Origin of the sequence: Streptomonospora litoralis (genome assembly GCF_004323735.1) — a bacterium.
GTDB lineage: Bacteria > Actinomycetota > Actinomycetes > Streptosporangiales > Streptosporangiaceae > Streptomonospora > Streptomonospora litoralis.
This window is the reverse complement of sequence record NZ_CP036455.1, coordinates 3950324-3975139: the sequence shown is the minus strand read 5'-3', so window position 1 is coordinate 3975139 and position 24816 is coordinate 3950324. Positions and strand designations below refer to the sequence as shown.

Below are 24816 nucleotides of genomic sequence, written 5' to 3'. Positions count from 1 at the left end.
GCGGCCGCGGCCGCAGCACCCTCGGCGTTCGGTATATCGAATGATGTTCTTTATTTCGTCACGCACTCTACGAGGGACGTCCGGGCCGGTCAACGGCGGCGTACCGCGGTGTTTACGGAGTGAGTCGCGACACCCGGCGGGTTGACCTGGCGCACAGTGCGACTCTAGGGTGACGAAATAACAGACGATGTCCGAAATATAGAACAACGCACGCAGTCCGATCCCGGCGCCCCCGCCGCTCCGGGCGCGGCACCGCGACCGGCCGTCCGCCCGCCCCCGCACCGGTGGTGGGGCGGCCGCGCCCCCGTGCCCTGCCCGCGTCCCCCCGTCACCCGAGTCACCATCCCCGGACAGGTCCCCACCCATGGCAGAAACCGCGAACCTTCCCATGGGGTGGCTGATCGCCATCGCAGTCCTGGCGATCGCCGCCCTGCTCTTCTTGATCATCAAGGTGCGCCTGCACGCGATCCTCGCGCTGATCCTGGTCAGCGCCGCGACCGCGCTGGCCACCGGCACCCCGCCGGACAAACTCGTCCCCCTGCTGCTCGACGGGCTGGGCAGCACGCTCGGCGAGGTCGTGCTGCTGATCGGATTCGGCGCGATCCTCGGCCGCCTCATCGAGGTCTCCGGCGGGGCCCAGGTGCTCTGCGACGGCCTCACCCGCCTGTTCGGCGAACGGCGGGCGCCGCTCGCGCTGAGCGTCGCCTCGCTGCTGTTCGGCTTCCCGATCTTCCTGGACGCGGCGTTCGTGGTGATGCTGCCGATCATCTTCTCGGTCGCCCGGCGCATGGGCGGTTCGGTGCTGCTCTACGCGCTCCCCGCCACCGGCGCCTTCCTGGCCATGCACGCGCTGCTGCCGCCGCACCCGGGACCGGTGGCCGCCACCCAACTGGTCGGCGCCGACATGGGCATCGTCGTCCTCACCGGCCTCCTGGTCGCCCTGCCGACCTGGTACGTCGCCGGCTACCTGCTCGGCCGGTGGCTGGGCGCCCGCCACAACGTGCCCATCCCGGCGCTGTTGGGCGGTCCCGGGACCCGCGACGGCGAGTCCGAGAGCGGCGGCGGCGCCGCGGCCGACGGCGCAGACGGCGAGGCCCGCCCCGCGCCGCCGCGCATGCCCGTGCTGCTGTTCCTGCTGCTCCTGCCCGTGGTGCTGATCTTCATCAACACCGGACTGGAGACCCTCGCCGCGGCGGGCGCCGTCGGCAAGGACGCGCTGTGGGTGCAGTCGCTGCAGGCGGTGGGCCAGACTCCGGCCGCCCTGCTGATCACCGTCCTGGCGGCGCTGTACCTGCTGGGCTGGCGCCGCCGCAACGACGGGGCGGCGCTGGAGCGCCTCATCGACCGCGCGCTGGCGCCCGTGTGCACGATCATCCTGCTCACCGGCGCCGGCGGGATGTTCGGCACGGTGATGGCCGAAAGCAGGATCGGCGACGCGCTGGCCAACGGTCTGGACACGCTCGGCCTGCCGCTCATCGTCGCCGCGTTCCTGATCGCGGTGGTCATGCGGGTGGCCCAGGGGTCGGCGACGGTGGCCACGACGACCGCGGCGGGCCTGCTGGCACCGGCGGTGCAGGCCGCCGGCGGGCACAACCCGTTCGAACTGGCGCTGATCGTCCTCGCGATGTGCGCCGGCGGGATCGTGCTCTCCCACGTCAACGACTCCGGCTTCTGGCTGGTGCGCGGCTTCTTGGAGATGGACACCAAGACGACGCTGCGCACCTGGACCGTGCAGGCCACCGCGGTCGGCGTGATGGCGTTCGCGCTGGTGTGCCTGCTCTACGGGGCGTCGGCGCTGCTGTTCTGACCGGGGCGCGGCCGAGTCCCGGTCCGTGCGCCGGGCGGCCCGGCCCGGTCCGACCCGGGGGCGCACGCCCCCTGCGGCTGCCCCGTGCTCCCGCGCGCCTGACGCGCGCGGGAGCACCGCCGTGTCCGGGGCGGCCTCGGGCACGGCCCGGGCGCGCCCGTGCTCAGGGGCGGGCGCGGCCGCCCAGCGCCGCGGAAAAGCGCCGCGCGCCGTCGGCCACGAGTCGCTCCAGCTCGGGGCGGCGCTCGTCGGACCAGCGGTGCAGCGGTACCGACACGCTCACCGCCGCCACCACCTGGTCGGTGCGGTCGCGCACGGGCGCCGCGACGCAGCACACGTCGGGATTGGACTCGCAGATCTCCACCGCGGTCCCGGCCGCGCGCACCCGCTCCAGCTCCGCCAGCAGCGTGGGCACGTCGGTGATGCTGCGCGGCGTCATGGCGCGCAGCGGTGCCCGCTCGAACCGCGCGCGCAATTCGTGCTCGGGCAGCGCCGACAGCAGCACCTTGCCCAGCGCGGTGCAGTGCGCGGGGATGCGCCCGCCCAGCGTGGAGACCATCCGCACGGCGTGCGAGCTGTCGACCTTGGCGATATAGACGATGTGCACGTCGTCGAGCACGGCCACGTGCGAGGTCTCGTTGCACGCCGCGACCAGCTCGCGGGCGATCTGCTGGCCGGTGCGCGCGGTGTCCAGGCCCTCGCCGTAGGCGCTGCCCAGCCGGAACAGTTGCAGGCCCAGCCGGTAGCGGCCGGGGATCTCGGGGTGCAGGCTCAGGTACTGCCGGTCGACCAGCGTGTGCAGCAGTTCGTGCACCGTGGTGCGGGGCAGGTCCAGCTCCTCGACGACCTCGGGCGCGCTGACCGACTCCCGCCCGTCGGTGAACAGCTCCAGGATGTCCAGAGCGCGCAGAAGGGCGGGGGTGCGGCGGGCCATGGGTGTGCGGTCCTCCCTGAGCGCGGTGGATCGCTCCCGAGGCTACCGGCCGCGGTCGCCGCGGGCGCGAACGCGGTTCTGCTGCACACCGAAGTATAGAACATTATTCGATATATCGCACACGCCGGGCATGGCCGCGGGCGGTGTGTGCGCGCCGCCGCGCACACACCCGCCCGACCCGCACGCCCCCGCCCGAGGCCCGCGGGCCTCAGTGCGACTCGCGCGGCACCTCGTGTCCGCTGGACCCGACGAGGAAGTCCAGGTCGGCGCCGCGCTCGGCCTGGAGGACGCGCTCGGTGTAGAGGCGCACCCAGCCGCGGTCGGAGTGCGGCTTCGGCGGCGTCCACTCGGCGCGGCGGCGCTCCAGCTCCGCGTCGTCGACGTGCAGCGTCAGCGAGCGCGCCGGCACGTCCAGGCTGATCTCGTCGCCGTCGCGCACCAGCGCCAGCGGCCCGCCCGCCGCGGCCTCGGGGGAGGTGTGCAGCACGACCGTGCCGTAGGCGGTGCCCGACATGCGGCCGTCGCAGATCCGCACCATGTCGCTGACACCCTGGGCGAGCAGCTTGGAGGGCAGCGCGACGTTGCTGACCTCGGGCATGCCCGGGTACCCGGCCGGCCCGCAGTTGCGCAGCACCAGCACGGTGTCGGCGTCGACGTCCAACTCCGGGTCCTCGGCCACCGCGTTGTACTCCTCGGGCGACTCGAAGACCTTCGCGCGGCCGCGGTGCGCGAGCAGGTGGGGGCTTGCCGCGGACTGCTTGACGACGGCGCCGCCGGGCGCGAGGTTGCCGCGCAGCACCGCGGTGCCCGTGCCCGCGGGCTGGAACGGGTCGTCGAGGGCGCGGATGACGTCGCGGTTGTGGCACTCGGCCGTCTGCGCGGCCGCGCTGATGGTTTCGCCGGTGACGGTGGGCGCGTCGGTGTGCAGCAGCTCGCCCAGTTCGGCGATGACCGCGGGCAGGCCGCCCGCGTAGCAGAAGTCCTCCATCAGGAACCGGCCGCTGGGCATCAGGTCCAGCAGGGTGGGCACCTCGCGGGCGAGCACGTCGAAGTCGTCCAGGCTCAGCTCGACGCCGAGCCGCCCCGCGATCGCCAGCAGGTGGATGACGGCGTTGGTGGACCCGCCGATCGCGGCGTTGACCCGGATCGCGTTCTCGAACGCCTCGCGGGTCATGATCGAGGAGGGCCGCACGTCCTGCTCCACCATCTCCACGATGCGCCGGCCGGACACCTGCGCGGCGGCGTAGCGGCGCGCGTCCACCGCGGGCCAGGTCGCGGCGTAGGGCGGCTGCATGCCCAGCGCCTCGGCCATGCAGGCCATGGTGGAGGCGGTGCCCATGGTCATGCAGTGGCCGTTGGAGCGGGACATGCAGGATTCGGCGAAGGCGCAGTCCGCCTCGGTCATCCGCCCGGCGCGGACCTCCTCCTCGAACTTCCACACGTGGGTGCCGGAGCCGATGTCCTCCCCGCGGAACTTGCCGTTGAGCATCGGGCCGCCGGTGATCATCAGCGAGGGCAGGTCGGTGCTGGCCGCCGCCATCAGCAGGCCGGGCGTGGTCTTGTCGCAGCCCGACAGCAGCACCACCCCGTCCAGCGGGTTGGCGCGCATCAGCTCCTCGGCCTCCATGGCCAGCAGGTTGCGGTAGAGCATGGCGGTGGGCCGCAGCACGGTCTCGCCGAGGGCCATGACCGGGAACTCCAGCGGGAAGCCGCCGGCCTGCCACACCCCGCGCTTGACCGACTCGGCGATGCGGGAGAGGTGGGAGTTGCACGGGGCCAGTTCCGAGCCGGACACGGCGATGCCGATGACCGGGCGGCCGTCGAACACCTCGTCGCTGAAGCCCTGGTTGCGCATCCAGGACCGGTACAGCATCCCGGAGCGGCCGCGGGCGCCGAACCAGTGGGTGCTGCGTCGGGCCGATCCGTTCTCGTCGGCGCTGCTCATCGCTGGAACTCCTCTGCGGTGTGGTGATGGGCGAATCGAACCGGCGGGGGGACCGGTGCTCGGGGGCGGCCGCGGTGCCCGCCGTGCCGCGGCGCTGTGTGCACCGGTGCGCATCGTTCAGTATGTTGAACCAATGGCGGGGTGCCGAACGGCGCCGCGCGGCGACGGCGGGCCGAGTGCGGGAGGCGGACACCAGCATGGAGAACGAGGCGACGGCGCAGCGCGACCGCTCGCTGGCGCCGGCGGTGACGCGGGCGGCGGCCATTCTGGACCTGCTCGCCGAACGGCGCGGCCAGGCGGTGCCGCTGGCCGACCTGGCCCGCGGGCTCGGCCTGGCGAAGTCCTCGGTCTCCAACATCTGCAACGCGCTGGTGGAGTCGGGGCTGCTGCGGCGCACCCCCGAGGGATTCGGGCTGGGGCGGCGCCTGGTGGGCTACGCCGAGGCCTACCTCGCCGGTGTCGACATCGTCCGCGAGTTCCAGGACGTCTGCCGCGAGCGGGCGGGCTCCCAGGAGGAGACCGTGCAGCTCGCCGTGCTCAGCGAGACCGGGCTGGAGGTCGTCTACCTCGCCCGGCGCGACGGACGGCACCCGGTCGTGCTGGCCTCGCAGATCGGCCGCCCGCTGCCCGCGACCACCACCGCCACCGGCAAGGCGATGCTGGCCGAACTGGCGCCGCAGGAACTCGCGCTGCGCCTGGCGGCGGGGCCGCTGCCGCGCCTGACGGGGCACTCCATCAGCGAACCCGACGAACTCCGGCGCGATCTGGCCGCCGTGCGCGAGCGGGGCTACGCCCTGGACGAGGGGGAGACCCTCGACGGGCTGCTGTGCCTGGCGGCGACCGTGCCCGGCGCCGCCACCCGCGGGCAGGCGGCCGCGGTGAGCTTCACCGGCCTGGCCACCGCCGCATCCGCCGACCGCCAGCGCGAGCGCGCGGCCGAGCTGCGCGCTCTCGCCCGCGACCTCGGCGCCCGGATGGGCGCGGCGGAGTCCCACTAGGCCCGCCGGCGGGGTCACCGCCGGGCGCTTGCGGGGCGGCGCCGGCGCGGCGCCGGCCGTCCGGCGCGTGCGTCTCGTCGGCTCGTTCACGGCCGCGGCTCCGCTGACGGCCGGGGCCCGGCGCGCCCTGGACGCGAGCGTTCAACGTGTGGAACGTTAGTCAGCATGATGAAAGGGACGTTAAGCGGCCGCTGTGGCGCAGGTCAAATCCCTCTTCCAGGCCGATGTACGGGAAGGCGTCCCGAATGCTACGTTCAGCATAGTGTCCGCTGTTCTTCATGTTGAACGCCGTCGAGGGAAGGAAGCGAACAGTGCGCGGGATTCTCCGCTTCGCCGACACCGAAGGACGCGTACGCGTCGGGGTCGGCGACGATGACGAGGGCCTGGTCCGCCCGCTGCCGGGCGTGTCCGACATGGCCGACCTGCTGCGCAGGCCGCTGGCCGAGATCCGGGAGCTGGTCGCGGCCGCATCCGGCGAGCAGCTCGCCGGGCGGCTCGACGAGGCGGCCCCGCTGCCTCCCGTCGACGGCGGCACCGAGGTGTGGGCCGGCGGCGTGACCTACGAGCGCTCCCGCGCCGCGCGCGGCGAGGAGAGCGACAGCGCCGATCTCTACGACCGGGTCTACGACGCGGTGCGGCCCGAGCTGTTCTTCAAGTCGGTGGCCTGGCGCGTGGTCACCGACGGCGAGCCGATCGGCATCCGCGCCGACTCCGAGCTGGACGTGCCCGAACCCGAACTGGCGCTCTACATCAACGCCCACGGCGAGATCGTCGGCTACGGCGTCTGCGACGACGTCAGCTCCCGTTCCATCGAGGGCGAGAACGCGCTCTACCTGCCGCAGGCCAAGGTCTACGCCGGAGGCTGCGCGCTCGCCCCGTTCATCGTCCCCGTCTGGGAGGTCCCCGACCTGCGCGCCGGACGCGTGCGGATGAGCGTCGTGCGCGGCGGCCGGGAGGCGTTCTCCGGCGAGGTCGCCCTGTCCGATCTGCGCCGCGAGCCGGGTGAGCTGGTGGGCTACCTGTTCGACTGCTATCCCTTCCCCGACGGCGCGGTGCTCGCCACCGGCACCGGGATCGTGCCCGGCATGGACTTCACCCTCCAGCCGGGCGACGTCGTCGACATCGACATCTCCGGGGTCGGTGCGCTGCGCAACCCGGTCGTGCGCGGTCGGCAGGGCTTCGACTGGCTCGTGGCCGCCCGGGCCGAGCCGGCGCGCCGCGGTCCCGGGGCCGCCGTGCCCGACTGAGCCGTCCCGCGGCCGCGGCGCGAACGGCGGGGACGCCTCCCCGGTCCGCGGATCCGGGCCCGCCGACCGGGGAGGGCGAAGCCCGCTCAGTCCGGCTGCGCGGCGGAGTCGCCCAGCATCCCGGCCACCCAGGAGTGGAACTCGGCGATGTGGTGCTCGACGGGCACCAGCACGCCGCCGTCGCGGTAGGCGCGGGAGGACATCGCGGGCTGGCAGCGCTCGCAGGCGTCGAAGTCCTGCCGGTTGACGCGGTCGAACAGCTCCACCGAGCGCGACAGGTCGGCACCCGCCTCGACCACCTCGGGACGGTAGAGCCAGTCGCACTCGATCAGGGTGCGGTCCGGCGCCAGCGGGAACATCCGGTGCACGATCACGTGGTCGGGGACCAGGTTCAGAAACACCTGCGGCGGCACCGTGATCGCGTAGTAGCGCCGGTCCTGGCCCTCGGTGACGCCGTCGAGGCGGTCGAAGCCCGCGCCGCCGTCGACCGTGAACCCGGCGACCTCGGCGCCGAACTCGGCACCGTGGCCCACGTAGTACTGCGCGGCGTAGCCGTCGGCGAACTCCGGCAGCACGTCGGTCAACTCGGGGTGGATGGTGCCGCAGTGGTAGCACTCCATGAAGTTCTCGATCACGAGCTTCCAGTTGGCGGCGACGTCGTAGCTGATCCGCCTCCCCAGCGCCAGGTCGGCGGCGCCGTAGCGCTCGACGGCCGCGGCGTCGCCCAGCCGCCGCGTCACCGCCTCCTGCACGGTCGCCTCGAACGACGGCGGCTCGGGGGCGAGGCACACCCACACGTAGCCCAGCCATTCGCGGACGTGCACGCCGATCAGCCCGCGGTCCTCGCGGCGGACGTCAGCCATGTCGGCCATGTTCGGCGCGGCCACGAGGCGCCCGTCGAGGTCGTAGGTCCAGGCGTGGTAGGGGCATTGCAGCGAGCGCCGCACCTCCCCGGTCTCGGCGGTGCACAACCGGGCGCCGCGGTGCCGGCACACGTTCAGGAACGCGCGCACGTCCCCGGAGCGGTTGCGGGTGACCAGGACGCTCTCCCGGCCCACGGACACGGTGCGGAAGGCGCCGGGCCGCGCGAGGTCGGCGCTGCGCACCGCGCAGAACCACCCCGCCTCGAAGATGCGCTCCTGTTCGCGTGCGAAGAGTGCGGGATCGGTGTAGTAGTGGCCGGGCAGGGTGGAGAGCAGGCCTGATGCCGGTCCGGCGGCCGCCTCGGCGCCCGGGCCGGTCGCTGCCAGGGGAGTCGTCACTGCGTCACCTCGTGCTGGGTCGCTGCGGTCCGGCGCGGCCGGGGGTCGAACAGGTCGACGGGGTGGGCGGTCGTGCCCGTGGTGGCCAGGTCGGCGGCGATCTCGCCGATCACCGGGGTGAACTTGAACCCGTGCCCGGAGAACCCGCAGGCCACGGTGACCTGGGGGTGTTCGGGATGGGGCGCCACCACGAAGTGCTCGTCGGCGGTGGTGGTGTACATGCAGGCGGCGCCCCGCAGCAGCGGGCCCGGCAGTTCGGGTATGCGGTCGGCCAGATGGGCGCTGATCGCGGCGATCTCCTCAGGGTGGATGCGGCGGTCGAGCGTCTCGGGGGTGCACGGGCTGCCGCGCCGGAAGAAGGCCGTCTTGACGCCGCCCTCGGGCCCGTCGTAGGCGGGGAAGCCGTAGACCTGCACGCCGCCGGGGTCCTCCCAGACGTAGACGGGGTGGCGCTCGGGCGCGAACGGGCCGGCGCCGCCGCGGGGGGCGAACCAGTACTGCACCTGGCGCTCCACGGTGAATTCCACGCCCAGATCGGCCAGCAGTTCGGGAGCCCATGCGCCGGGGCACACCACCAGCCTCTCGGCGGTGTAGGCGCCCGCGGCGGTCGTGATGCGCACCCCCTGGCCGCCGGGCAGGGCCGTCCAAGTCTGCGCGGGCTCGCGGAAGCGCAGGTCGGCGCCCTCCCGCCGGGCCAGGGCGACGTGCGCTCGCACGGCGGCCTCGGGGCGCACGAACCCTCCGCGCGCCTCGTAGAGGGCGACCTCGTCGTCGCGCGGGGCCAGGGTCGGGAAGCGGCGGCGGATGTCGGCCGCGTCCAGCATCTCGTGCGGCAGCCCCCACCGGCGGGCCGATTCGCGGCTGCCGGCGACGGTGCGGCTGTCGGGCCGGCCCAGCATCAGCGCCCCGGTCAGGGACATCAGGTCGGCTCCGGAGTCGCGTTCCAGGGCCTCCCACAGCTCGTAGGCGCGCAGCAGCAGCGGGACGTAGTCGGGGTGCTCGAAATAGGCCTGGCGGATGATGCGCGAGCCGCCGTGGCTGGACCCCCGGTCGTGGGCGGGGTCGAAGCGCTCCAGCCCGAGGACGCGCTGCCCGCGCGCGGCCAGGTGGTAGGCCGCGGCGCCGCCCATGGCGCCGAGGCCGATGACGGCGACGTCGTAGGAGTCGTGCATGGTGGTGCCTCCTGCGGTTCGGCGGGAGAGGGGCGGGCCCTCAGCGGCGGATGCGCGCCATCTCGGGGTCGACCAGGGGCTCGGCCGCGACCGTGGCCGCCAGCGGCTCGCCGAAGTACTCGACCGCGACCCCGGTGCCCGGATCGGCGGCCTCGGCGGGCAGCCAGGCGTAGGCGACGCCGCGGCCGAGGGTGGTGCTGTAGCCGGCGCTGGTGACGTAGCCCGCGGGCCGCCCGTCGACCAGGACGGGTTCGCGGCCCATGACCACGCGGTCGGGGTCGTCGAGGGTCAGGCAGCCGAGCCTGCGCCGCGGCGCGCGCTCGGCGGCGGCCGCGGCGGCGTCGCGGCCGATGAACTCGCCCTTTTCGAGCTTCACCGCGAAGCCCAGACCGGCTTCGTAGGGGTCGTGCTCACTGGTCATGTCGGTGCCGGCCAGCCGGTAGCCCTTCTCCAGCCGCAGGCTGTTGAAGGCCGCGCGTCCGGCGGCGACGGCGCCGAGGCCGCGCCCCGCCTCCCACAGCGTGTCCCACAGCCGCAGGCCCAGGTCGGCGTCGGTGTAAAGCTCCCAGCCGAGTTCGCCGACGTAGGACACCCGCATCGCGAGCACGGGGACGTGCCCGATGTGGACACGCCGGGCCTTGAAGAACCCGAAGCCCGTGTGGGAGAGGTCGTCGCCGCTCAACGGCTGCACCAGGTCGCGCGCCAGGGGCCCCCACACGCCGATGCAGCAGGTGCCCGCGGTGATCTCGCGCAGTACCACCGAACCGTCGGCGGGCAGGTGGGTGCGCAGCCAGTCGACGTCGAGGTTGCTGCTGACCCCCACCTGGAAGGCGTCCTCGTCCAGCCGGGCGACCGTGAGGTCGCTGCGCACGCCGCCCCCCGGGTCCAGCAGCAGGGTGTAAGCGACCGTGCCGGGCTTGCGGTCGATCTGGTTGGTGGTGGCGTGCTGGAGAAAGGCGAGCGCGCCCGGGCCCGCGACCTCAAGCCGCTTCAGCGGCGTCATGTCGTAGAGGGCGACGCCCTCGCGGGTGGCGCGGGCCTCGGCACCGACGATCGGCGACCAGTAGCGTGCCGACCAGGGGTCGCGGCCGCGCCCTTCGTCGGCCGCTTCGACGAGGGGCTCGTTGGCGCCGTACCAGTACGGCCGCTCCCAGCCGCCGCCCTCCAGGAAGAACGCGCCCAATTCGCGCTGGCGCGCGAAGAAGGGGCTGGTGCGCAGCGGCCGCGGGTGCTCCATGGGCTGCAGCGGGTGGACGACGTCGTAGACCTCGACGAAGCTCTGCTTGCCGCGGTCGCTCACGTAGGCGGGGGAGAGCTGGGCGTCCTCGAACCGGTGCACGTCGCACTCGTGCACGTCGGTCTCGGTGCGCCCCTCGGTCATCCACTCGGCCACGGCCTTGGCGGCACCCGCCGAGTGCGTCACCCACACCGCTTCGGCCAGCCAGAAGCCGGGCAGCCGACGCGATTCGCCCAGCAGCGGCATACCGTCGGGGGTGAAGGAGAAGACGCCGTTGAACCCTTCCTCGACCTTGGAGTCGGCCAACGCGGGCAGCAGTTCCACGCTGTCCTGCCAGCTCGGCTCGAAGTCGGCGGCGGTGAACTCCAGCATCGAAGGCATCACCGCGGCCCGGTCGTACTCCGCGACGTCCTCCAGGCGCACCGGAAGCGGGCGGTGGGCGTAGGAGCCGATGCCGATCCGGTCGGTGTGCTCGCGGAAGTAGAGGTCGCGGTCCTGGTGGCGCAGCAGCGGGCGGCTCGCCTCCAGCTCCGGCGGGTTGTCGACGCCCTCCACGGGTGCGGTGTAGGCGTACTGGTGGGCCATCGGCAGCAGCGGGACCTCGACCCCGGCCATCCGCCCGACCGCCGGCCCCCAGAAGCCGGCCGCCGAGACCGCGATGTCGGCGGGGAAGGTGCCGCGGTCGGTGACCACGCCCGTCACCCGTCCGCCGTCGCGCTCGATGCCCACAACCGTGTGATGGGCCAGGAAGGATGCGCCGCGCGCCATTGCGGCGCGGGCCTGGGCCTCGCCGGCGCGGACCGCCTTGGCCAGGCCGTCGTCGGGGGTGTACAGGCCGCCGTAGACGCGTTCGGGGTCGAGCATCGGCCACATCCGGGCGCACTCCCGGGCGTCCACCAGTTCGGCCCGCACGCCCCAGCACCGCGCCAGGCCGAGTTTGCGCTCAAGGTCGTGCCACCGCTGCCGGGTCGCGGCCACCTCCAGACCGCCCACCGCGCGGAAGCACCACCGGCCGTCGAGGCTGAGGCGGGAGAACTTGTCCACGGTGTAGGCCGCGAACGCGGTCATCGTCTTGGACGGGTTGGTCTGGAACACCAGGCCCGGCGCGTGCGAGCTGGAGCCTCCGGTGGCGAACAGGGGGCCCTGGTCGAGGACGGTGACGTCGCGCCAGCCCCGGCTGGTCAGCTCGTCGGCGAGCGCGCAGCCGACGATGCCGGCGCCGATGACGACGACGCGCGGGTGCGCGGATCGGTGGGTGCGGGGCGGCGGTCCGGCAGCGGCGGCGGTACTCATGTGCGTCCCCCTCGGAGCGAACAACCCGATCTTGGTTGCGCATAACGCAAACTACTGCGTGATTATCAACAGGCTGGATCCGAGGGTGGAGCCGCGTCAAGAGTTGGGGGGTTAACGAATTTTTCGCCGAAGTTGCTGAGTAGTAGGGCTTTGCAGGCCTTGACGGTGGACCGGCGTGCCGCCGAGACTGTTGCACGATAGGCATTTTGTTGCGCATTAGGGGACGTTGATCTTCCCCGTTGAACTCTTCCGATGTGGCGTTCGGCCCTCACCTTCCCGGCACTGGCACCCCGGCGCCCCCTGCCGCGAAGCCGAGGGCCCTCGGCAGTGCCCGCCCCGATTGGCGCCGGCCCGGGGCGCAGCAGAGCACAACCCAGCACTTCCGCCTCAGACCGAGAGGAGATGTCATGATCTACGCCTGCCACCTGGAAGACCTGCCCCAGGGGGAGTCGCTGCGGGTGATGGCCGATGTACCCATAGCGGTTCTCCACGCGGACGACGGGATCTACGCGGTCGACGACACCTGCACCCACCAGAACGCCTCGCTCTCCGACGGCTGGCTGGAGGGCTGCTTCATCGAGTGCCCGCTCCACGAGGCAGCTTTCGACCTGCGCACCGGCGCGCCGACCTGCCTGCCCGCCAAGCGCCCGGTGCGCACCCACTCGGTCACCGTCTCCGACGACGGGTGCGTCTACGTGCACGCCGCCGTCACCGAGTCCGTCGCCGAGGGTGCCGCATGAGGGCGGTGGCCGTGGTCGGCGCATCCCTGGCCGGCGTCGCGACCGCCCGCGCGCTGCGCGCGCAGGGCTTCGAGGGCCGGGTGAGCGTGGTCGGCGACGAGGCCCGGACGCCCTACGACCGCCCGCCGCTGTCCAAGGACTTCCTGCTGGGCAAGACCGAGGCCGCCGATCTCGCCCTGCTGGACTCCGACGACGAGGCCGAGTTGGCGATCGACTGGCGGCTGGGCACGCGGGCCGTGGGGCTGCACCCGTCCCGACGCGCCGTGGCCCTGGCCGACGGCGGCGAGATCACCGCCGACGCCGTGGTCGTCGCCACCGGAGCGGCGCCCAACCGCCTGCCCCGCACCGCGGGGCTGGCGGGCGTGCACGTGCTGCGCAGCCTGGAGGACGCGGCCGCGCTGCGCTTGGAACTGGCCGCGGGCTCGCCGCGCGTGGCCGTCATCGGCGGCTCCTTCATCGGGGCCGAGATCGCGTCGTCCTGCAGGGCCCTGGGCCTGGAGACGACGGTCGTCGAGGCCGCGGAGGCGCCGCTTGCCGGGGTGCTGGGCACCGAGGTCGCCCGCGCCTGCGCGGAGCTGCACGGCGACAACGGGGTGCGGCTGCTGTGCGGGGTGCCCGTCAGCGGGCTGCGCGGCGAAGGCAGGGTCACCGGGGTCGAGCTCGCCGACGGCACTCTGGTGCCTGCCGAGGTGGTCGTCATGGGCGTCGGCGCCCGCCCCAACACCGGATGGCTGGCGGGGTCGGGGCTGGAGCTGGACGACGGTGTCGTCTGCGACGACGGCCTCATCACGGCGTTCGGCTCGGTCGCGGCCGTGGGCGACGTGGCTCGGTTGCGCGGCCCGCAAGGCGCGAGTGCACGCGCCGAGCACTGGACGAGCGCATCCGAGCAGCCGGCCGTGGCGGTGGCCAACCTGCTCGCCGGGGCGACGCTGCACGAGTACCGCCGCACGCCCTACTTCTGGTCCGACCAGTACGGGGTGCGGCTGCAGTTCGCGGGACGGACCCGCCCCGGCGACGAGGCCCGGGTCGTCGAGGGATCCATAGCGGAGCGCTCGTTCGCGGCCGTCTACGAACGCGACGGCGCCGTGGTCGCGGCCGCGGCGATGAACCGCCCGCGCCCGTTCACCCGACTGCGCCGCGGCCTGAGCCGGGCGGCCGTCCCGGCGTGATGCGCCGCCCGCACCCCGGCCCGGACGCCGATATCCACCACGCCCCGACACAGGGCGGGCCCGGGCCGCCTCCCGCGGCCCGGGCCCGCCGACGAGGCCGCGGAGCGGCTCAGCGCACGCCCATCAGGTGGTCCAGGGCGAGCTGGTCCAGGCGCTCGAAGCCGTAGCCGCGCTCACCCACCGCCGAAAGGTCCAGCTCCTCGCCGAGCAGATCGGCGACGGACTCGCCCTCGCCGAGCGTGGGCACCGACAGCTCCCCGACGCGCGAGGCGTCCAGCGCGGCGCGGACCTCGGGGTCGGCGCGGAACGCCTTCGACTTCTCCCGCAGGATCAGGTAGTTGCGCATGCAGCCCTCGGCGGAGGCCCACACGCCCTCCATGTCCTCGGTCCGCGGCGGCTTGAAGTCGAAGTGGCGCGGGCCGGTGTAACCGCCGTTCTCCAGCAGGTCGACCAGGAAGAACGCCTCCTTCAGGTCGCCGGCGCCGAAGCGCAGGTCCTGGTCGTACTTCACCCCCCGCTGGCCGTTGAGGTCGATGTGGTAGAGCTTGTCGTGCCACAGGGCCTGGGCGACGCCGTGCGCGAAGTTCAGCCCGGCCATCTGCTCGTGGCCGACCTCGGGGTTGACGCCCACCATCTCGGGGTGGTCCAGCTCGTTGATGAAGGCGAGCGCGTGGCCCACGGTGGGCAGCAGCACGTCGCCGCGCGGCTCGTTGGGCTTGGGCTCCAGCGCGAACCGCAGTCCGTAGCCCTGCTCGCGCACGTAGTCGGACAGGATGTTGAACGCCTCGCGCAGCCGGTCCAGCTGCGCCCGGTCGTTCTTGCCCGCCTCGGTCTCGGCGCCGTCCTGGCCGTTCCAGCACACGTAGGTCTCGGCGCCCATCTCGGCCGCCAGGTCGATGTTGCGGATGACCTTGCGCAGGGCGTAGCGGCGCACGTCGCGGCTGTTGGAGGTGAACCCGCCGTCGCGGAAGACGGGGTGGCTGAACAGGTTGGTGGTGACCATCGGCACCGCCAGGCCGGTGTCCTCCAGCGCGCCGCGGAACCGCTTGAGGATCTGCTCGCGCGTGGAGGCGTCGCTGCCGGGCGGGATCAGGTCGTCGTCGTGGAAGGTGACACCGTAGGCGCCCAGATCGGAGAGGCGGCGGACGGCCTCGACGGCGTCCAGCACCGGGCGGACCGGCTCGCCGAAGGTGTTGACGCCGCGCCATCCGACCGTCCACAGGCCGAAGGTGAACTTGTCCTCGCGGGCGGGCTGGTAGTCGTTCATCGGGTCCTCGCTCAATCTCAGAGGTTGGGGCTCCGGTCCCCCCCCGGCCGGTCCCTCCGGCCTGTCAAACGAGTGCGCTGCGCACTCGGGAGTAGCGTTCGCGGACGCCGGGCGCGGGGTCGGCCTCGTAGACCTCCGCATCGCCGGGGCCCGACCACTCCGGCGGCTCGGCAGTGCCGGCCAGCACCCAGGCGGCCTGGCGGGCGGCGCCGTCGGCGACGTACTCGCCCGGTTCGGGCACGACGACGGGCCGGCCCAGCACCTGCGGCGCGATGGAGCGCACCGCGGCGGAGCGGGCCGCGCCACCGATCAGCAGGACGCGGTGGACGGGAACGCCCTGTGCGGTCAGCGCGTCGACGGCGTCCGCCAGTCCGCAGAGCATGCCTTCGACGAACGCGCGGGCGATGGCCGCGGGGTGCAGGTTGGACCGCGTCATGCCGTCGAGGCGCCCGGTGGCGTCGGGCAGGTTGGGGGTGCGCTCGCCGTCGAGGTAGGGCAGCAGTGTGAGGCCCTCGGCTCCGGGCGGGGCCGAGAGCGCGAGCCGGCCGAACTCCTCAAGGTCCACGCCCAGCATCCGCGCCCCGGCGTCGAGCACGCGGGCGGCATTGAGGGTCGCGACCAGCGGCAGGAACCGCCCGGTGGCGTCGGCGAACCCGGTGACCAGGCCGGAGGCGTCGGCGACCGGCTTCTCCGAGACGGCGAAGGCCGTACCGGAGGTTCCCAGCGACACGACGACGTCGCCGGGCCGGGCCTCCAAGCCGAGCGCGGCGGCCATGTTGTCGCCGGTGCCGGGGGCCACCGCGCCGATGCCGGGCAGGCCGGGCACCTGGACGGGCCCGGCGTTCTCGGCGGGCCCGGCGACGCGCGGCAGGCCCAGTTCGCGGCCGAAGGCCATGCGCAGCAACTCGGGGCGGTAGGTGCCCGCTGCGGTGTCGAAGTAGCCGGTGCCCGAGGCGTCGCCGCGGTCGGTGACGGGGTCGGTGCCACCGCGCAGCCGCCAGGTCAGCCAGTCGTGGGGGAGCATCACCTGCTCGGTGCGGGCGGCGTTGGCGGGCTCGTGCTCGGCCAGCCAGCGCAGTTTGGTGACGGTCAGGCTGGCCACGGGGACGCTGCCGACCGCGCGCGCCCACTCGCCCGGACCGCCCAGTTCGGCGACGAGGTCCCGGGCGGCGTCGGCGGAGCGGGTGTCGTTCCACAGCAGCGCCTGGCGCACCACCTCGCCGCCGCCGTCGAGGGCGACCATGCCGTGCTGCTGGGCTCCCACGCCGACCGCGGCGACGTCCTCCAGGATGCCGTCGCCGCAGACGTCGAGGAGGGCCTGCCACCACACCTCGGGGTCGATCTCGGTGCCGTCGGGATGGGGCGCCTGCGCGCGCCGGACCAGCGCGCCGGTGTCCGCACGGCGTACCACGATCTTGGTGCCCTGAGTGGACGAGTCCACTCCCGCGACCAGCATCGTCGGACCTCCAAGCGCGTCGTGATCGGTGAGGATCTGTTCTTAGGGGTAGGGGGCGGGGCGGCGCGTGTGACGGACACGGACGCCATGTGGGATTAGTTTGGTCTCCGGACTAATCAAAAGTCAATCCCGCCGCAGCAGGAAAGTCGCTGGTGGTCGGCCGTCGCCGGAACGCGCGGTGCTCGCGGGTACACGCGGAGCAGCCGCAAGCGAGCGCGCTTGAACGCGGGCGGGCTCCGGTACTCGGCACAGGCGGGATGGGGCCGGGCCGGCCCGGCCAACCTCCGCCCGAGCGGCTCAACCCAGGTCGTCGAGGATGCGGCGCAGGTACCGGGGTGTCTCCGAGGCCGGGGCGGCCTCCAGGCAGAGCCGGTCCATCACCGCCATGTAGTGGTCGGTCTCCTCGGGCTTGTCGAAGTAGACCGAGCTGGTCAGCTGCTCCAGGTAGACCACATCGGGCAGGTCGGCGCCGGTGAAGCGGAGGATGCTGAACGGGCCGCCCGCCGCCGCGTGCCCGCCTCGGGCGAACGGCACGATCTGCAGCGTGACGTTGGGCAGCGTCGCCATCTCGATCAGGTGCTCAAGCTGCTGGCGCATGGCGTGGGTGCCGCCGAGGGGGCGGCGCAGCGCGGCCTCGTCGACGACCGCCCACAGCCGCGGGGCGTTCGGGCCGGTCAGGCGCTGCTGGCGGGCCATACGCAGGTGCACCCGGCGGTCGATCTCGTCGACCGGGGCGTTGCCGTGCCCCAGCATGATCACCGCGCGGGCGTACTCCTCGGCCTGCAGCAGCCCGGGAACGAACTGGAGCTCGTAGGTGCGGATGATCGAGGCGGCCTCTTCCAGGCCGACGTAGACCTCGAACCAGCTCGGCAGCACGTCGCTGTACTTGTGCCACCAGCCGGGATTGTTGGCCTGGCGGGCCAGGGAGAGGAGGGTCTCGCGCTCCTCGGTGTCGTCGACCCCGTAAAGCGAGAGCAGGTCCGCTACGTCGCGCTCCTTGAAGCTGACCTGGCCCAGCTCCAAGCGGCTGATCTTGGCGTGGGAGGCGCGGATCTCGTATCCGGCGTCCTCCCGGCTGATGCCCTTGTCGGTGCGCAGTCGCCGCAACTGGGTGCCGAGCAGGATGCGCAACACGGTGGGCCCGCCCCGTGGCTGGGCGAGTACGTTCGCTGGAGGAGTGCTGTCCTCTTCCGGTCGCGCTATCTCCATTTTGCCCTCCCAGAGCAGCTGACCGAGCCAGTGAATCAGAATAGCGGCGGTTGCGGCAATTGCGCGGGAACGATCCGCAGGTTCGGTGGCGCGGCGGGTGAGCTTCGGGTGTACACCCTGTGACCAGATGGAAACCCGAGCGATTCGTCGATCGTCGGGTCGAATTGCCGGGCCCGCGGTTCCGGCGGTGCACGCGCAGCGCGGCCGGGTAGGCGTCGCCGGGTCGGTCGTTGAATTACGCGGCCATTGCGGGACCCGGTGACGGATTTCCATGTGGAATGGGATGAGAACCGCTGATCGCAGTGGCAACCGGGAGGCCGCAATCGCGTCTGCGCGCGCGACGCGTGTGCGGGCGGAGAACGCGCGGGATTCGCGGGGTAATCGGGAACGCTTCGGCGCCGCGTCGTTCGGCGGCGGTTGCCGCGGGGAGCGGGGGAGGGCGATGGGGTGCCCGGTCGGCCCGGCCATCCCCGGCGTTCGTCGCGGGGGTCAAGGTGGGGCGGGGGCGGTTCGCGAGAGCGCGGACCGTCCCATCCTCGGATCCGGTCGCGCTGCGGGCCACCCGCGCCGGGCCGCCTGCCGGCAGCCGCGGCTCAGTCGATCAAGTCGATCAGGTGGTCGAACTCGCCCTGCTTGGCCCCGCGGACGAAGGCCGTCATCTCCGCCGGCGTGTAGATCAAGGCGGGACCGTGGGGGTGGCGCGAGTTGCGCATCGCGATCGCGCCGTCCGGGAGGCGGGCGACCTCGACGCAGTTGCCGCTCGGGTTGCTGAGCTCGGACTTGCGCCACACGGCGTCCCGGATGCTGCTGGCGGGGATGCCGTTGTAGGTCTGCTGCATCTGTGCTCTCTCTTTCCATCCTGTCGCGGTACCAAGATCATCCGCGACCCGCGCGCAGACTATCGGATGCACGTGCATATGTGCTTGCAGGGGTGCTTGCGTCAGTAAACCACGTTAACTGCGGCGATAAGCGCCAAAGCGTCGAACTTGGCGCAAGTTGGGATGCTTGGTGCGAATCGGGACCTTTGGCCATAACTTCCCAGGGTTCGCCGGTTCGCTGATCTGCCTGCTCAGCGGGCGGTTCGGAGGCAGTGCTCGCAGGCGATGCTGTGCGCTGCATAGACGTCGCCGGCCTGCGGTTGGAGACGTGCGGGCGCCGGTCCGGTTCGCTTAAGTTTTCATAACGAACGGCTTCAGGGGGGACACGCGGCGTTCTTCTCATTAGACTCTGTTTTGCACATGCATTCGTGCTTACGTCTGTAAGCGACGAGAGATGGGGATGCAAGTGAACCCGTACGGTGCGAGCCCGACAGCGCAAGGAGCGCGATGACTGCGCACTCTGCCCACTTCAGAGCCGGTGGCCTGTTCCTGGAGTCCGGCAGCGCCCGAGTCCCGGCGGCCCGCGTCGGCAACGTGCCCGGGGGATGGCAAGGTCTGTCCCTGGCGCCGTTGCCCGTGGGGGAGCACTTCATCCGCCCCATCACCGCGGTGTGCGGGCTGGGCTTCCATCCCACGTCGGTCAAGCAGTCCCGCGATTTCGCCGCTGGCGTGCTGCGCGACTGGGGCCTGGAGGAACTCTCCTGCGACCTGCGCCTGGTCGCCTCGGAGCTGGTGACCAACGCCTGCCGGCACGCCGCGCCCGTCGACTCCGGGATGCTCTCGGAGTGGTCGATCCAGTTCGGCCTGGTCCGCGGCGGCGGTGAACTCACCTGCATGGTGTTCGACCCCAGCCGGTCGGCACCGGTGATGGGCGAGCCGGAGGGCTTCGGCGAAGGCGGCCGCGGCCTGCGGCTCATCGACTGCTACAGCTCCGATTGGGGCTGGAACATCCTCGACGGGCAGGGAAAGGTGGTCTGGGCGGCGTTCTCCATTCCCGACGCGCCCTGAGGGGCACCACCGCTTCGATCCCTCGCCCTTCCGGATAGGGCGCCGCCGCCGGTCCCGGCGGCGGCGCCCGCTTTCATCCCGGGTGGAGCGCCGGGCCGCCCGCCGGTCCGGTGCGCCGCACCGGGGCCGCGGCAGTAGTTCCCAGATTCAGCCCCGGCTCGCCGGCGATCGGCGTCTGCGCCTCCCCACGCGGATCGGCCCCTGCTGAGATCCCGCGCCAGGCCCCCGCGCCCCTGCTGTCGCAGCCGCTTCTCTGGCGTGGTGTACGCATGTCCGCTATCTTGGGCGTACGACCAATACATTCGACCAAGGCAGACGACCGATAAGCGCGGTCGCCCGAGACGATGCGGCACCGCCGCACCTGGGTGGACCGCGCCGAGCTCGCGGCGGACTGCCCCGCCGCGGCAAGCGGGAAGGGAGACGCGTGGCCCGAACCACCACCGCCGAGCGCGGTCGTGAGGTGCGCCGCCGATTGCTCGCGAGCGCCTGCGAACTGATCGCCGAGCGCGGCTGGACGGCGGTCAGCACCCGCATGCTGGCCGAGCGCGCCGGCGTTGCACCGGGGCTGGTGCATTACCACTTCGCCTCGGTACACGCGCTGCTCAGCGAAGCCGCCGTCGGCGCCATGCGCGACCACCTCAGCCGGATGCCGGAGTCGCTCGACGGCGCCGACGACGCCCGGCAGGTGCTCGACGGTCTGCTCGCCGAACTGGAGGAGACGACCGGCCTCGACCCGGAGTCGCTGCTGTTCATCGAGGCCTACCTCGCCGCCACCCGCGACGACGCGCTGCGCCGCGAGATCTCCGCCGTGGTGGCCGAATTCCGCACCCGGCTGGAGGAGCTGCTGCTGCGCCACGGGGTGGCCGCCCCCGAGAGGACGGCCGCGGTGCTGACGGCGGCCGTCGACGGCGTCCTGCTGCACCGCGCGTTGACGCCCGGCCTCAGCGGGGCCGCCCTCGCCCCGGTACTGGGCCGCCTGCTCGCTCCCGCCCCCGGCGGGGGCACCGACGACGACACGGAAGGTGGAGGTGATCGGCGATGAGGATCGCCGTATGCGGCGCGGGCATCGCGGGGCTGGCCCTCGCACAGCGCCTCGACGCACTCGGGTTCGAGGTCGTGGTGCTGGAGAAGGCGCCCGGTCCCCGGCCGCAGGGGTACATGATGGACTTCTTCGGCGCCGGCTACGAGGCCGCGGAGGCGATGGGCGTGCTCCCGCGCTTGCGCGAGCTGAGCCACCGCGTCGGCGGGGTCCGCTATGTCGACGCCGAAGGCCGGACGCGCGGCGTACTCGACTACGACCGCTTCGCCCGGGCCGTGGGCGGGCGCCTGCTCAGCATCATGCGCCCCGACCTGGAACAGGGCCTGCGGGAGCAGCTCTCCGAGCGTGTCGACGTGCGGTACTCGACCTCGATCGCGGCCCTGGACAACCGCTCCGACGGGGTGGGCCTCACTCTTACGGACGGCGGCGAACTGGAGGCCGACCTGCTCGTGGGCGCCGACGGAATCCACTCCGGCGTGCGCGCGCTCGTCTTCGGCCCCGAAGAAAGCTACATCCGCTACCTGGGCTTCCACACCGCCGCCTACGTCTTCACCGACACCGAAATGCACGACCGGCTGGGCGACGACTTCTGGATGACCGACAGCGTCGACCGGCTGATGGGCCTGTACGGGCTGCCCGGCGGCCGCGTCGCCACGTTCGCGGTCCACCGCACCCCCGACCCCACGCGCCCGGACGACGAACGCGCCGCGCTGCGGGAGATCCACGACTCGCTCGGCTGGCTGGTCCCGCGCGCGCTGGAGTCGTGCCCGCCACCGGAGGAGATCTACTACGACCAGGTCGCCCAGATCCGCATGCCGGAGTGGAACCGCGGCCGCGTCACCCTGCTCGGCGATTCCTGCCAGGCGGTGTCGCTGCTGGCCGGCATGGGCGCATCGCTGGCCGTGGCGGGCGCCTACGTGCTGGCCGAGCACCTGGCCGCATGCGACTCGGTCGAGGACGCCCTGCAGCGTTACCAGCGCGAATGGCAGCCCGTCGTGGCGGAGAAGCAGCAGGTCGGGCGCCGGGGAGCACGTGCCTTCCTGCCCGACACGCAGGCGATGCTGTGGAGGCGCCGCGTCGCCCTGCGCCTGTCGCGGCTGCCCGGCGTGGAGCGCTTCATCGCCGGCTCGCTGACCGGAAAGTCCGTCGTCCTGCCGACACCTTCGCGGACTGCCGGGTCACGCGGCGGCTGATCGGGGTGCGCATCGGCGTCGTGGGAAAGTTCGGCCGTCAGTGGTCTTCTCTGCAGCGCCGGGGAGCGGGACGCGGTCGAGAAGCCGCCGATGAATTCGCCATCGGCCTATTCGAGGTTAGCGCTGTTCTCATGCCGTTTCAGGGAAAAGCAGGCACGCCGCCCCTTCGTGGGTTCTCGCGTCAGCCGACCGTATTCCGCGAATGAACTGAATTCAGTTCTTTCTTACGGCGAACCGATGCCCTCTCCGGGCGTCGTGACCGGGTATTCGTGCGCTCCGGATTCGGCGGCCTGCTGCCCGCCGTTGCGCGTCAGCTTGACCAGTTCGCCGATGTCGGCGGTGACGATCGCGTCCACGCCCATGCCGGCGACACGCACCATTTCGGTGAAGTCGTCCACCGTCCAGGCGGCCACACGGTACCCGTGCCGCTGGATCTCCAGCACCGAATCCCGGGTCAGGATGCGGTGGTCGGCGCTGAACACGGCGGGACGCAGCGCTTCCCAGACCTCGGGTGCCGGCAGCGAGGGCAGGTCCCAGCGAAGCGCGATCGGCAGGGCGGGCCGGTGGCTGCGCAGGGCGTGCAGCGTGTCGATCGACCCCGTATAGCAGACGCGATCGCCCAGGCCGTGCTCGCCGATCACCGCCTCGGCCGCCAGCGCGGTCTGCGCGTCGTCCACCTCGCACAGCAGGGAACAGGGAGCCGGGCCGCCGGCCGTCTCGGCCAGCACCTCCATGAGTGTGGGTATGCGCTGCTCGACGTCGGAGCCGAGCGCGGCCAGTCCGGACAGCGTCTCCACCAGCTCGGGGCGGTCGGCGGCCCGCCGTGGACGCGGACGCGGACTCTGCGCGGGATCCGCGTCGTCCTCGCGCACCGCGACCACGTGTCCGTCGGCGGTGGTGCGCAGGTCGACGGCGAGCACGTCGGCCCCCGCCGCGATGGCCGAGCGGATCGCGGGCAGCGTGTTCTCGCGGAAACGGGATGTGTCGCCGCGCAGGGCGATCGCCAGCGTCATGGATCGGTCTCCAGAGCGTGGAACCGGCGATGGACGGCCGCCGGGTATGCAGACCACAGTGCCAAACGGGGCGCGTCTGCGTGGGCGGACTCCGCTGATCCGACGGAATCGGCGGTGCGACGAACGATGCGGGCGCGGGTCGCCCCGCTCGTGGCCGCTCCGGGCTCCGCGCGTCCGGTGGGGCGCGACAACCCGGGGTGGTCGGCGCAGCTGCCTGGTGGACTGGGAGACTTCTGTGGTAAGTCCCGCGCGCCGGCCGCAGCGACCGAGGGCGCCGACGCGCGACCCGCAACGATCCCGAAGGCGAAAGATGATCCCCGACCAGCGCCGCGAGCACATCCTCAAGCTCCTGCAGGAGCGGCACGTGCTGAGCATCAACGAGCTCACCTCGATGCTGTCCGTCTCGCATATGACGGTGCGGCGCGACATCCAGGCGCTGGAGAACGACGGCAAGGTGCTGTCGGTGACCGGCGGCGTCCGCCTGGCGGCCCGGCTGAAGAGCGAACCCTCCTACCTCGCCAAGGCCCAGCTGGAGGTGCCGGCGAAACGGGCCATCACCCGCGCGGCCGCTCAGTTGGTGCGCGACAACTTCACGATCTTCCTGGACGCGGGCACCACGTCGCTGCAGATGGTGCCGATGCTCACCGAGAAGGGAGGGCTGACGGTGGTGACCAACGACTTCAACGTGGTCGGCCACCTGATGGAGTATCCCAACATCGAGCTGATCCACACCGGCGGCGTCGTGTCGCACGCCGACCATTCCTCGGTGGGCCAGTTCACCGCCGACTTCCTCAGCAAGGTCAACGTCGACATCGCCTTCATCGCCAGCAGTTCCTGGGATGTCGAGCGCGGGTCGACGACGCCCTCGGAGGCCAAGGTCGTGGCCAAGCAGCAGCTGCTGCGCATGGCGTCCAAGAGCGTGCTCACCGTGGACAGCACCAAGTACGGCAAGTTCGGGACGTTCCGCGTGGCTCGACTGGAGGAGTTCGACCTCATCATCACGGACGCCCGGCTGCCGCAGTCGGCGGCCGACGAGATCAGGGCCGAGGACGTGCGGCTGGAACTGGTGTCACCGGAGTGAGCGCGGGCCCTCGCGTGCTACGCGTGCGCCGGCCCCGCGGCGGTGAATCGCGGGGCCGAACGGGCTGGTCGTCCGGGCGCCCAGGCGCCCGGCCTGATCAGGCTTCGTCGCTGCCCAGCTCTGCCGGGCAGAAGAGCTCCAACTGGATGCCGTCCGGATCGGAGAACTGGATCATCGAGCCGTTGTCGGAGTGCACGATCGGCGAGTGGTCGATATCCAGATCGGTCAGCCGCTCCTCCCAGTAGTCGAGCTCGCCGAGGCTGCTGACCTGGAGTGCGACGTGGTCCATGCCGACATGGCGCTGGTCGAAGGTGGCCTTGAACTGGTCCTTGTGCTGGATGAAGCCCAGCACGACGCCGCACGGGTGCCGGCACTCGGTAAGCAGCCACTGCTTGCCGTCGCGGGTCTTGAACTCCTTGAACCCGAGAACGGTGCGGTAGAACTCGATGCTGGCGTCACGGTCGCGCACCGACAGGGTGATGTGCGCGAGCCCGGTCACTCGAGGCACGGAAACCTCTTTCCGGCGGTCCAGTGTCCGTCTGCGAGGCGGGAACAGCGTTAGCACGATTCTCGAGAATACGCGGGTCAGCCGGTAGTCCAGGACTTGTTAATGGACGCTTAACGGGACGGATCGGACCCCGGCCGGGGCACAGGGCGAAGGCCGGTCCGCACAAGGCCGCTGCCGTGGGAATCGTGCGCGCCGCGTCGGCCGGTCGCGGCCGAATGTGAGTCCACGCACAGCAAGACGGCGTCAACGCCGCACCGGCTGCGGCCCGGCTCCGCCGACTGGCACGAGCTCGGGCAGGAGCATCCTCGGTCCCGTTCGCAGCGGGAGGAATCCGCAGGTCACCACGACCGCGCATGGTTG

At 72.3% G+C, this 24816-nt stretch carries 20 protein-coding genes; 9 read left to right on the top strand and 11 right to left on the bottom strand.

Features of this window, described 5'->3' with window-relative positions:
- Positions 1 to 364 precede the first annotated feature (364 nt).
- The gene (locus tag EKD16_RS16715; protein WP_131099237.1) at positions 365 to 1807 is read left to right on the top strand and encodes a GntP family permease; all 1443 of its coding nucleotides are present in this window, start codon (positions 365 to 367) and stop codon (positions 1805 to 1807) included.
- Between the two features lie 163 nt (positions 1808 to 1970).
- Here EKD16_RS16715 and EKD16_RS16710 read toward each other — a convergent pair whose 3' ends face one another.
- Complete coding sequence (locus EKD16_RS16710) at positions 1971 to 2741, bottom strand: IclR family transcriptional regulator (protein ID WP_131099236.1); 771 nt, start codon at positions 2739 to 2741, stop codon at positions 1971 to 1973.
- 208 nt (positions 2742 to 2949) lie between these two features.
- The gene (locus EKD16_RS16705; protein ID WP_131099235.1) at positions 2950 to 4686 is read right to left on the bottom strand and encodes an IlvD/Edd family dehydratase; all 1737 of its coding nucleotides are present in this window, start codon (positions 4684 to 4686) and stop codon (positions 2950 to 2952) included.
- Positions 4687 to 4883: 197 nt separating this feature from the next.
- Between EKD16_RS16705 and EKD16_RS16700 the strand changes: the two genes are divergently transcribed.
- Together EKD16_RS16700 and EKD16_RS16695 are read left to right on the top strand one after the other, a co-directional pair.
- Positions 4884 to 5684: an IclR family transcriptional regulator gene (locus EKD16_RS16700; RefSeq protein ID WP_165498587.1), complete on the top strand. Its 801-nt coding sequence runs from the start codon at positions 4884 to 4886 to the stop codon at positions 5682 to 5684.
- Between the two features lie 311 nt (positions 5685 to 5995).
- Positions 5996 to 6931: a fumarylacetoacetate hydrolase family protein gene (locus EKD16_RS16695; RefSeq protein WP_165498586.1), complete on the top strand. Its 936-nt coding sequence runs from the start codon at positions 5996 to 5998 to the stop codon at positions 6929 to 6931.
- Between the two features lie 86 nt (positions 6932 to 7017).
- On the opposite strand, the gene EKD16_RS16690 is transcribed toward EKD16_RS16695, so the two are convergent.
- The 3 genes from EKD16_RS16690 to EKD16_RS16680 are packed head-to-tail and all read right to left on the bottom strand — an operon-like array spanning position 7018 to position 11895.
- On the bottom strand, positions 7018 to 8181 hold the full coding sequence (locus EKD16_RS16690; protein ID WP_131102683.1) for an aromatic ring-hydroxylating oxygenase subunit alpha: 1164 nt from the start codon (positions 8179 to 8181) through the stop codon (positions 7018 to 7020).
- Positions 8182 to 8189: 8 nt separating this feature from the next.
- Positions 8190 to 9365: an N-methyl-L-tryptophan oxidase gene (gene solA, locus EKD16_RS16685; protein WP_131099232.1), complete on the bottom strand. Its 1176-nt coding sequence runs from the start codon at positions 9363 to 9365 to the stop codon at positions 8190 to 8192.
- Positions 9366 to 9405: 40 nt separating this feature from the next.
- Entirely contained in the window at positions 9406 to 11895 is a 2490-nt protein-coding gene (locus tag EKD16_RS16680) for a GcvT family protein (protein WP_131099231.1), read from the bottom strand.
- Between the two features lie 407 nt (positions 11896 to 12302).
- On the opposite strand from EKD16_RS16680, the gene EKD16_RS16675 reads away from it, so the two are divergent.
- Positions 12303 to 12635, top strand: coding sequence for a bifunctional 3-phenylpropionate/cinnamic acid dioxygenase ferredoxin subunit (locus EKD16_RS16675; RefSeq protein ID WP_131099230.1), 333 nt, complete (start codon positions 12303 to 12305; stop codon positions 12633 to 12635).
- Positions 12632 to 13804, top strand: coding sequence for an NAD(P)/FAD-dependent oxidoreductase (locus EKD16_RS16670; RefSeq protein WP_131099229.1), 1173 nt, complete (start codon positions 12632 to 12634; stop codon positions 13802 to 13804). The genes EKD16_RS16675 and EKD16_RS16670 overlap by 4 nt, the downstream gene beginning before the upstream one ends.
- Positions 13805 to 13913: 109 nt before the next feature.
- On the opposite strand, the gene xylA is transcribed toward EKD16_RS16670, so the two are convergent.
- The 4 genes from xylA to EKD16_RS16650 all read right to left on the bottom strand — a co-directional run bounded on the left by xylA (position 13914) and on the right by EKD16_RS16650 (position 18575).
- The gene (gene xylA, locus EKD16_RS16665; RefSeq protein ID WP_131102681.1) at positions 13914 to 15071 is read right to left on the bottom strand and encodes a xylose isomerase; all 1158 of its coding nucleotides are present in this window, start codon (positions 15069 to 15071) and stop codon (positions 13914 to 13916) included.
- 64 nt (positions 15072 to 15135) lie between these two features.
- Complete coding sequence (xylB, locus tag EKD16_RS16660) at positions 15136 to 16527, bottom strand: xylulokinase (RefSeq protein ID WP_131099228.1); 1392 nt, start codon at positions 16525 to 16527, stop codon at positions 15136 to 15138.
- 297 nt (positions 16528 to 16824) lie between these two features.
- A complete protein-coding gene (locus EKD16_RS16655) occupies positions 16825 to 17736 on the bottom strand; it encodes a helix-turn-helix domain-containing protein (protein ID WP_131099227.1) in 912 nt (303 codons plus the stop codon).
- Positions 17737 to 18329: 593 nt separating this feature from the next.
- On the bottom strand, positions 18330 to 18575 hold the full coding sequence (locus EKD16_RS16650; RefSeq protein WP_131099226.1) for a DUF397 domain-containing protein: 246 nt from the start codon (positions 18573 to 18575) through the stop codon (positions 18330 to 18332).
- 486 nt (positions 18576 to 19061) lie between these two features.
- On the opposite strand from EKD16_RS16650, the gene EKD16_RS16645 reads away from it, so the two are divergent.
- The 3 genes from EKD16_RS16645 (at position 19062) to EKD16_RS16635 (ending at position 21854) form a co-directional block, all read left to right on the top strand.
- Complete coding sequence (locus EKD16_RS16645) at positions 19062 to 19622, top strand: ATP-binding protein (protein ID WP_131099225.1); 561 nt, start codon at positions 19062 to 19064, stop codon at positions 19620 to 19622.
- Positions 19623 to 20046: 424 nt separating this feature from the next.
- Entirely contained in the window at positions 20047 to 20664 is a 618-nt protein-coding gene (locus tag EKD16_RS16640; protein WP_207391324.1) for a TetR/AcrR family transcriptional regulator, read from the top strand.
- Complete coding sequence (locus tag EKD16_RS16635) at positions 20661 to 21854, top strand: FAD-dependent monooxygenase (protein ID WP_131099224.1); 1194 nt, start codon at positions 20661 to 20663, stop codon at positions 21852 to 21854. The genes EKD16_RS16640 and EKD16_RS16635 overlap by 4 nt, the downstream gene beginning before the upstream one ends.
- 224 nt (positions 21855 to 22078) lie before the next feature.
- Here the strand turns inward: EKD16_RS16635 and EKD16_RS16630 are convergent, their stop codons facing one another.
- Positions 22079 to 22867: a glycerophosphodiester phosphodiesterase gene (locus EKD16_RS16630; RefSeq protein WP_131099223.1), complete on the bottom strand. Its 789-nt coding sequence runs from the start codon at positions 22865 to 22867 to the stop codon at positions 22079 to 22081.
- 310 nt (positions 22868 to 23177) lie between these two features.
- Here EKD16_RS16630 and EKD16_RS16625 point away from each other — a divergent pair, with 310 nt between their 5' ends.
- Entirely contained in the window at positions 23178 to 23948 is a 771-nt protein-coding gene (locus EKD16_RS16625) for a DeoR/GlpR family DNA-binding transcription regulator (protein WP_131099222.1), read from the top strand.
- Positions 23949 to 24045: 97 nt separating this feature from the next.
- Here the strand turns inward: EKD16_RS16625 and EKD16_RS16620 are convergent, their stop codons facing one another.
- On the bottom strand, positions 24046 to 24456 hold the full coding sequence (locus EKD16_RS16620) for a VOC family protein (RefSeq protein WP_131099221.1): 411 nt from the start codon (positions 24454 to 24456) through the stop codon (positions 24046 to 24048).
- Between the last annotated feature and the right edge of the window lie 360 nt (positions 24457 to 24816).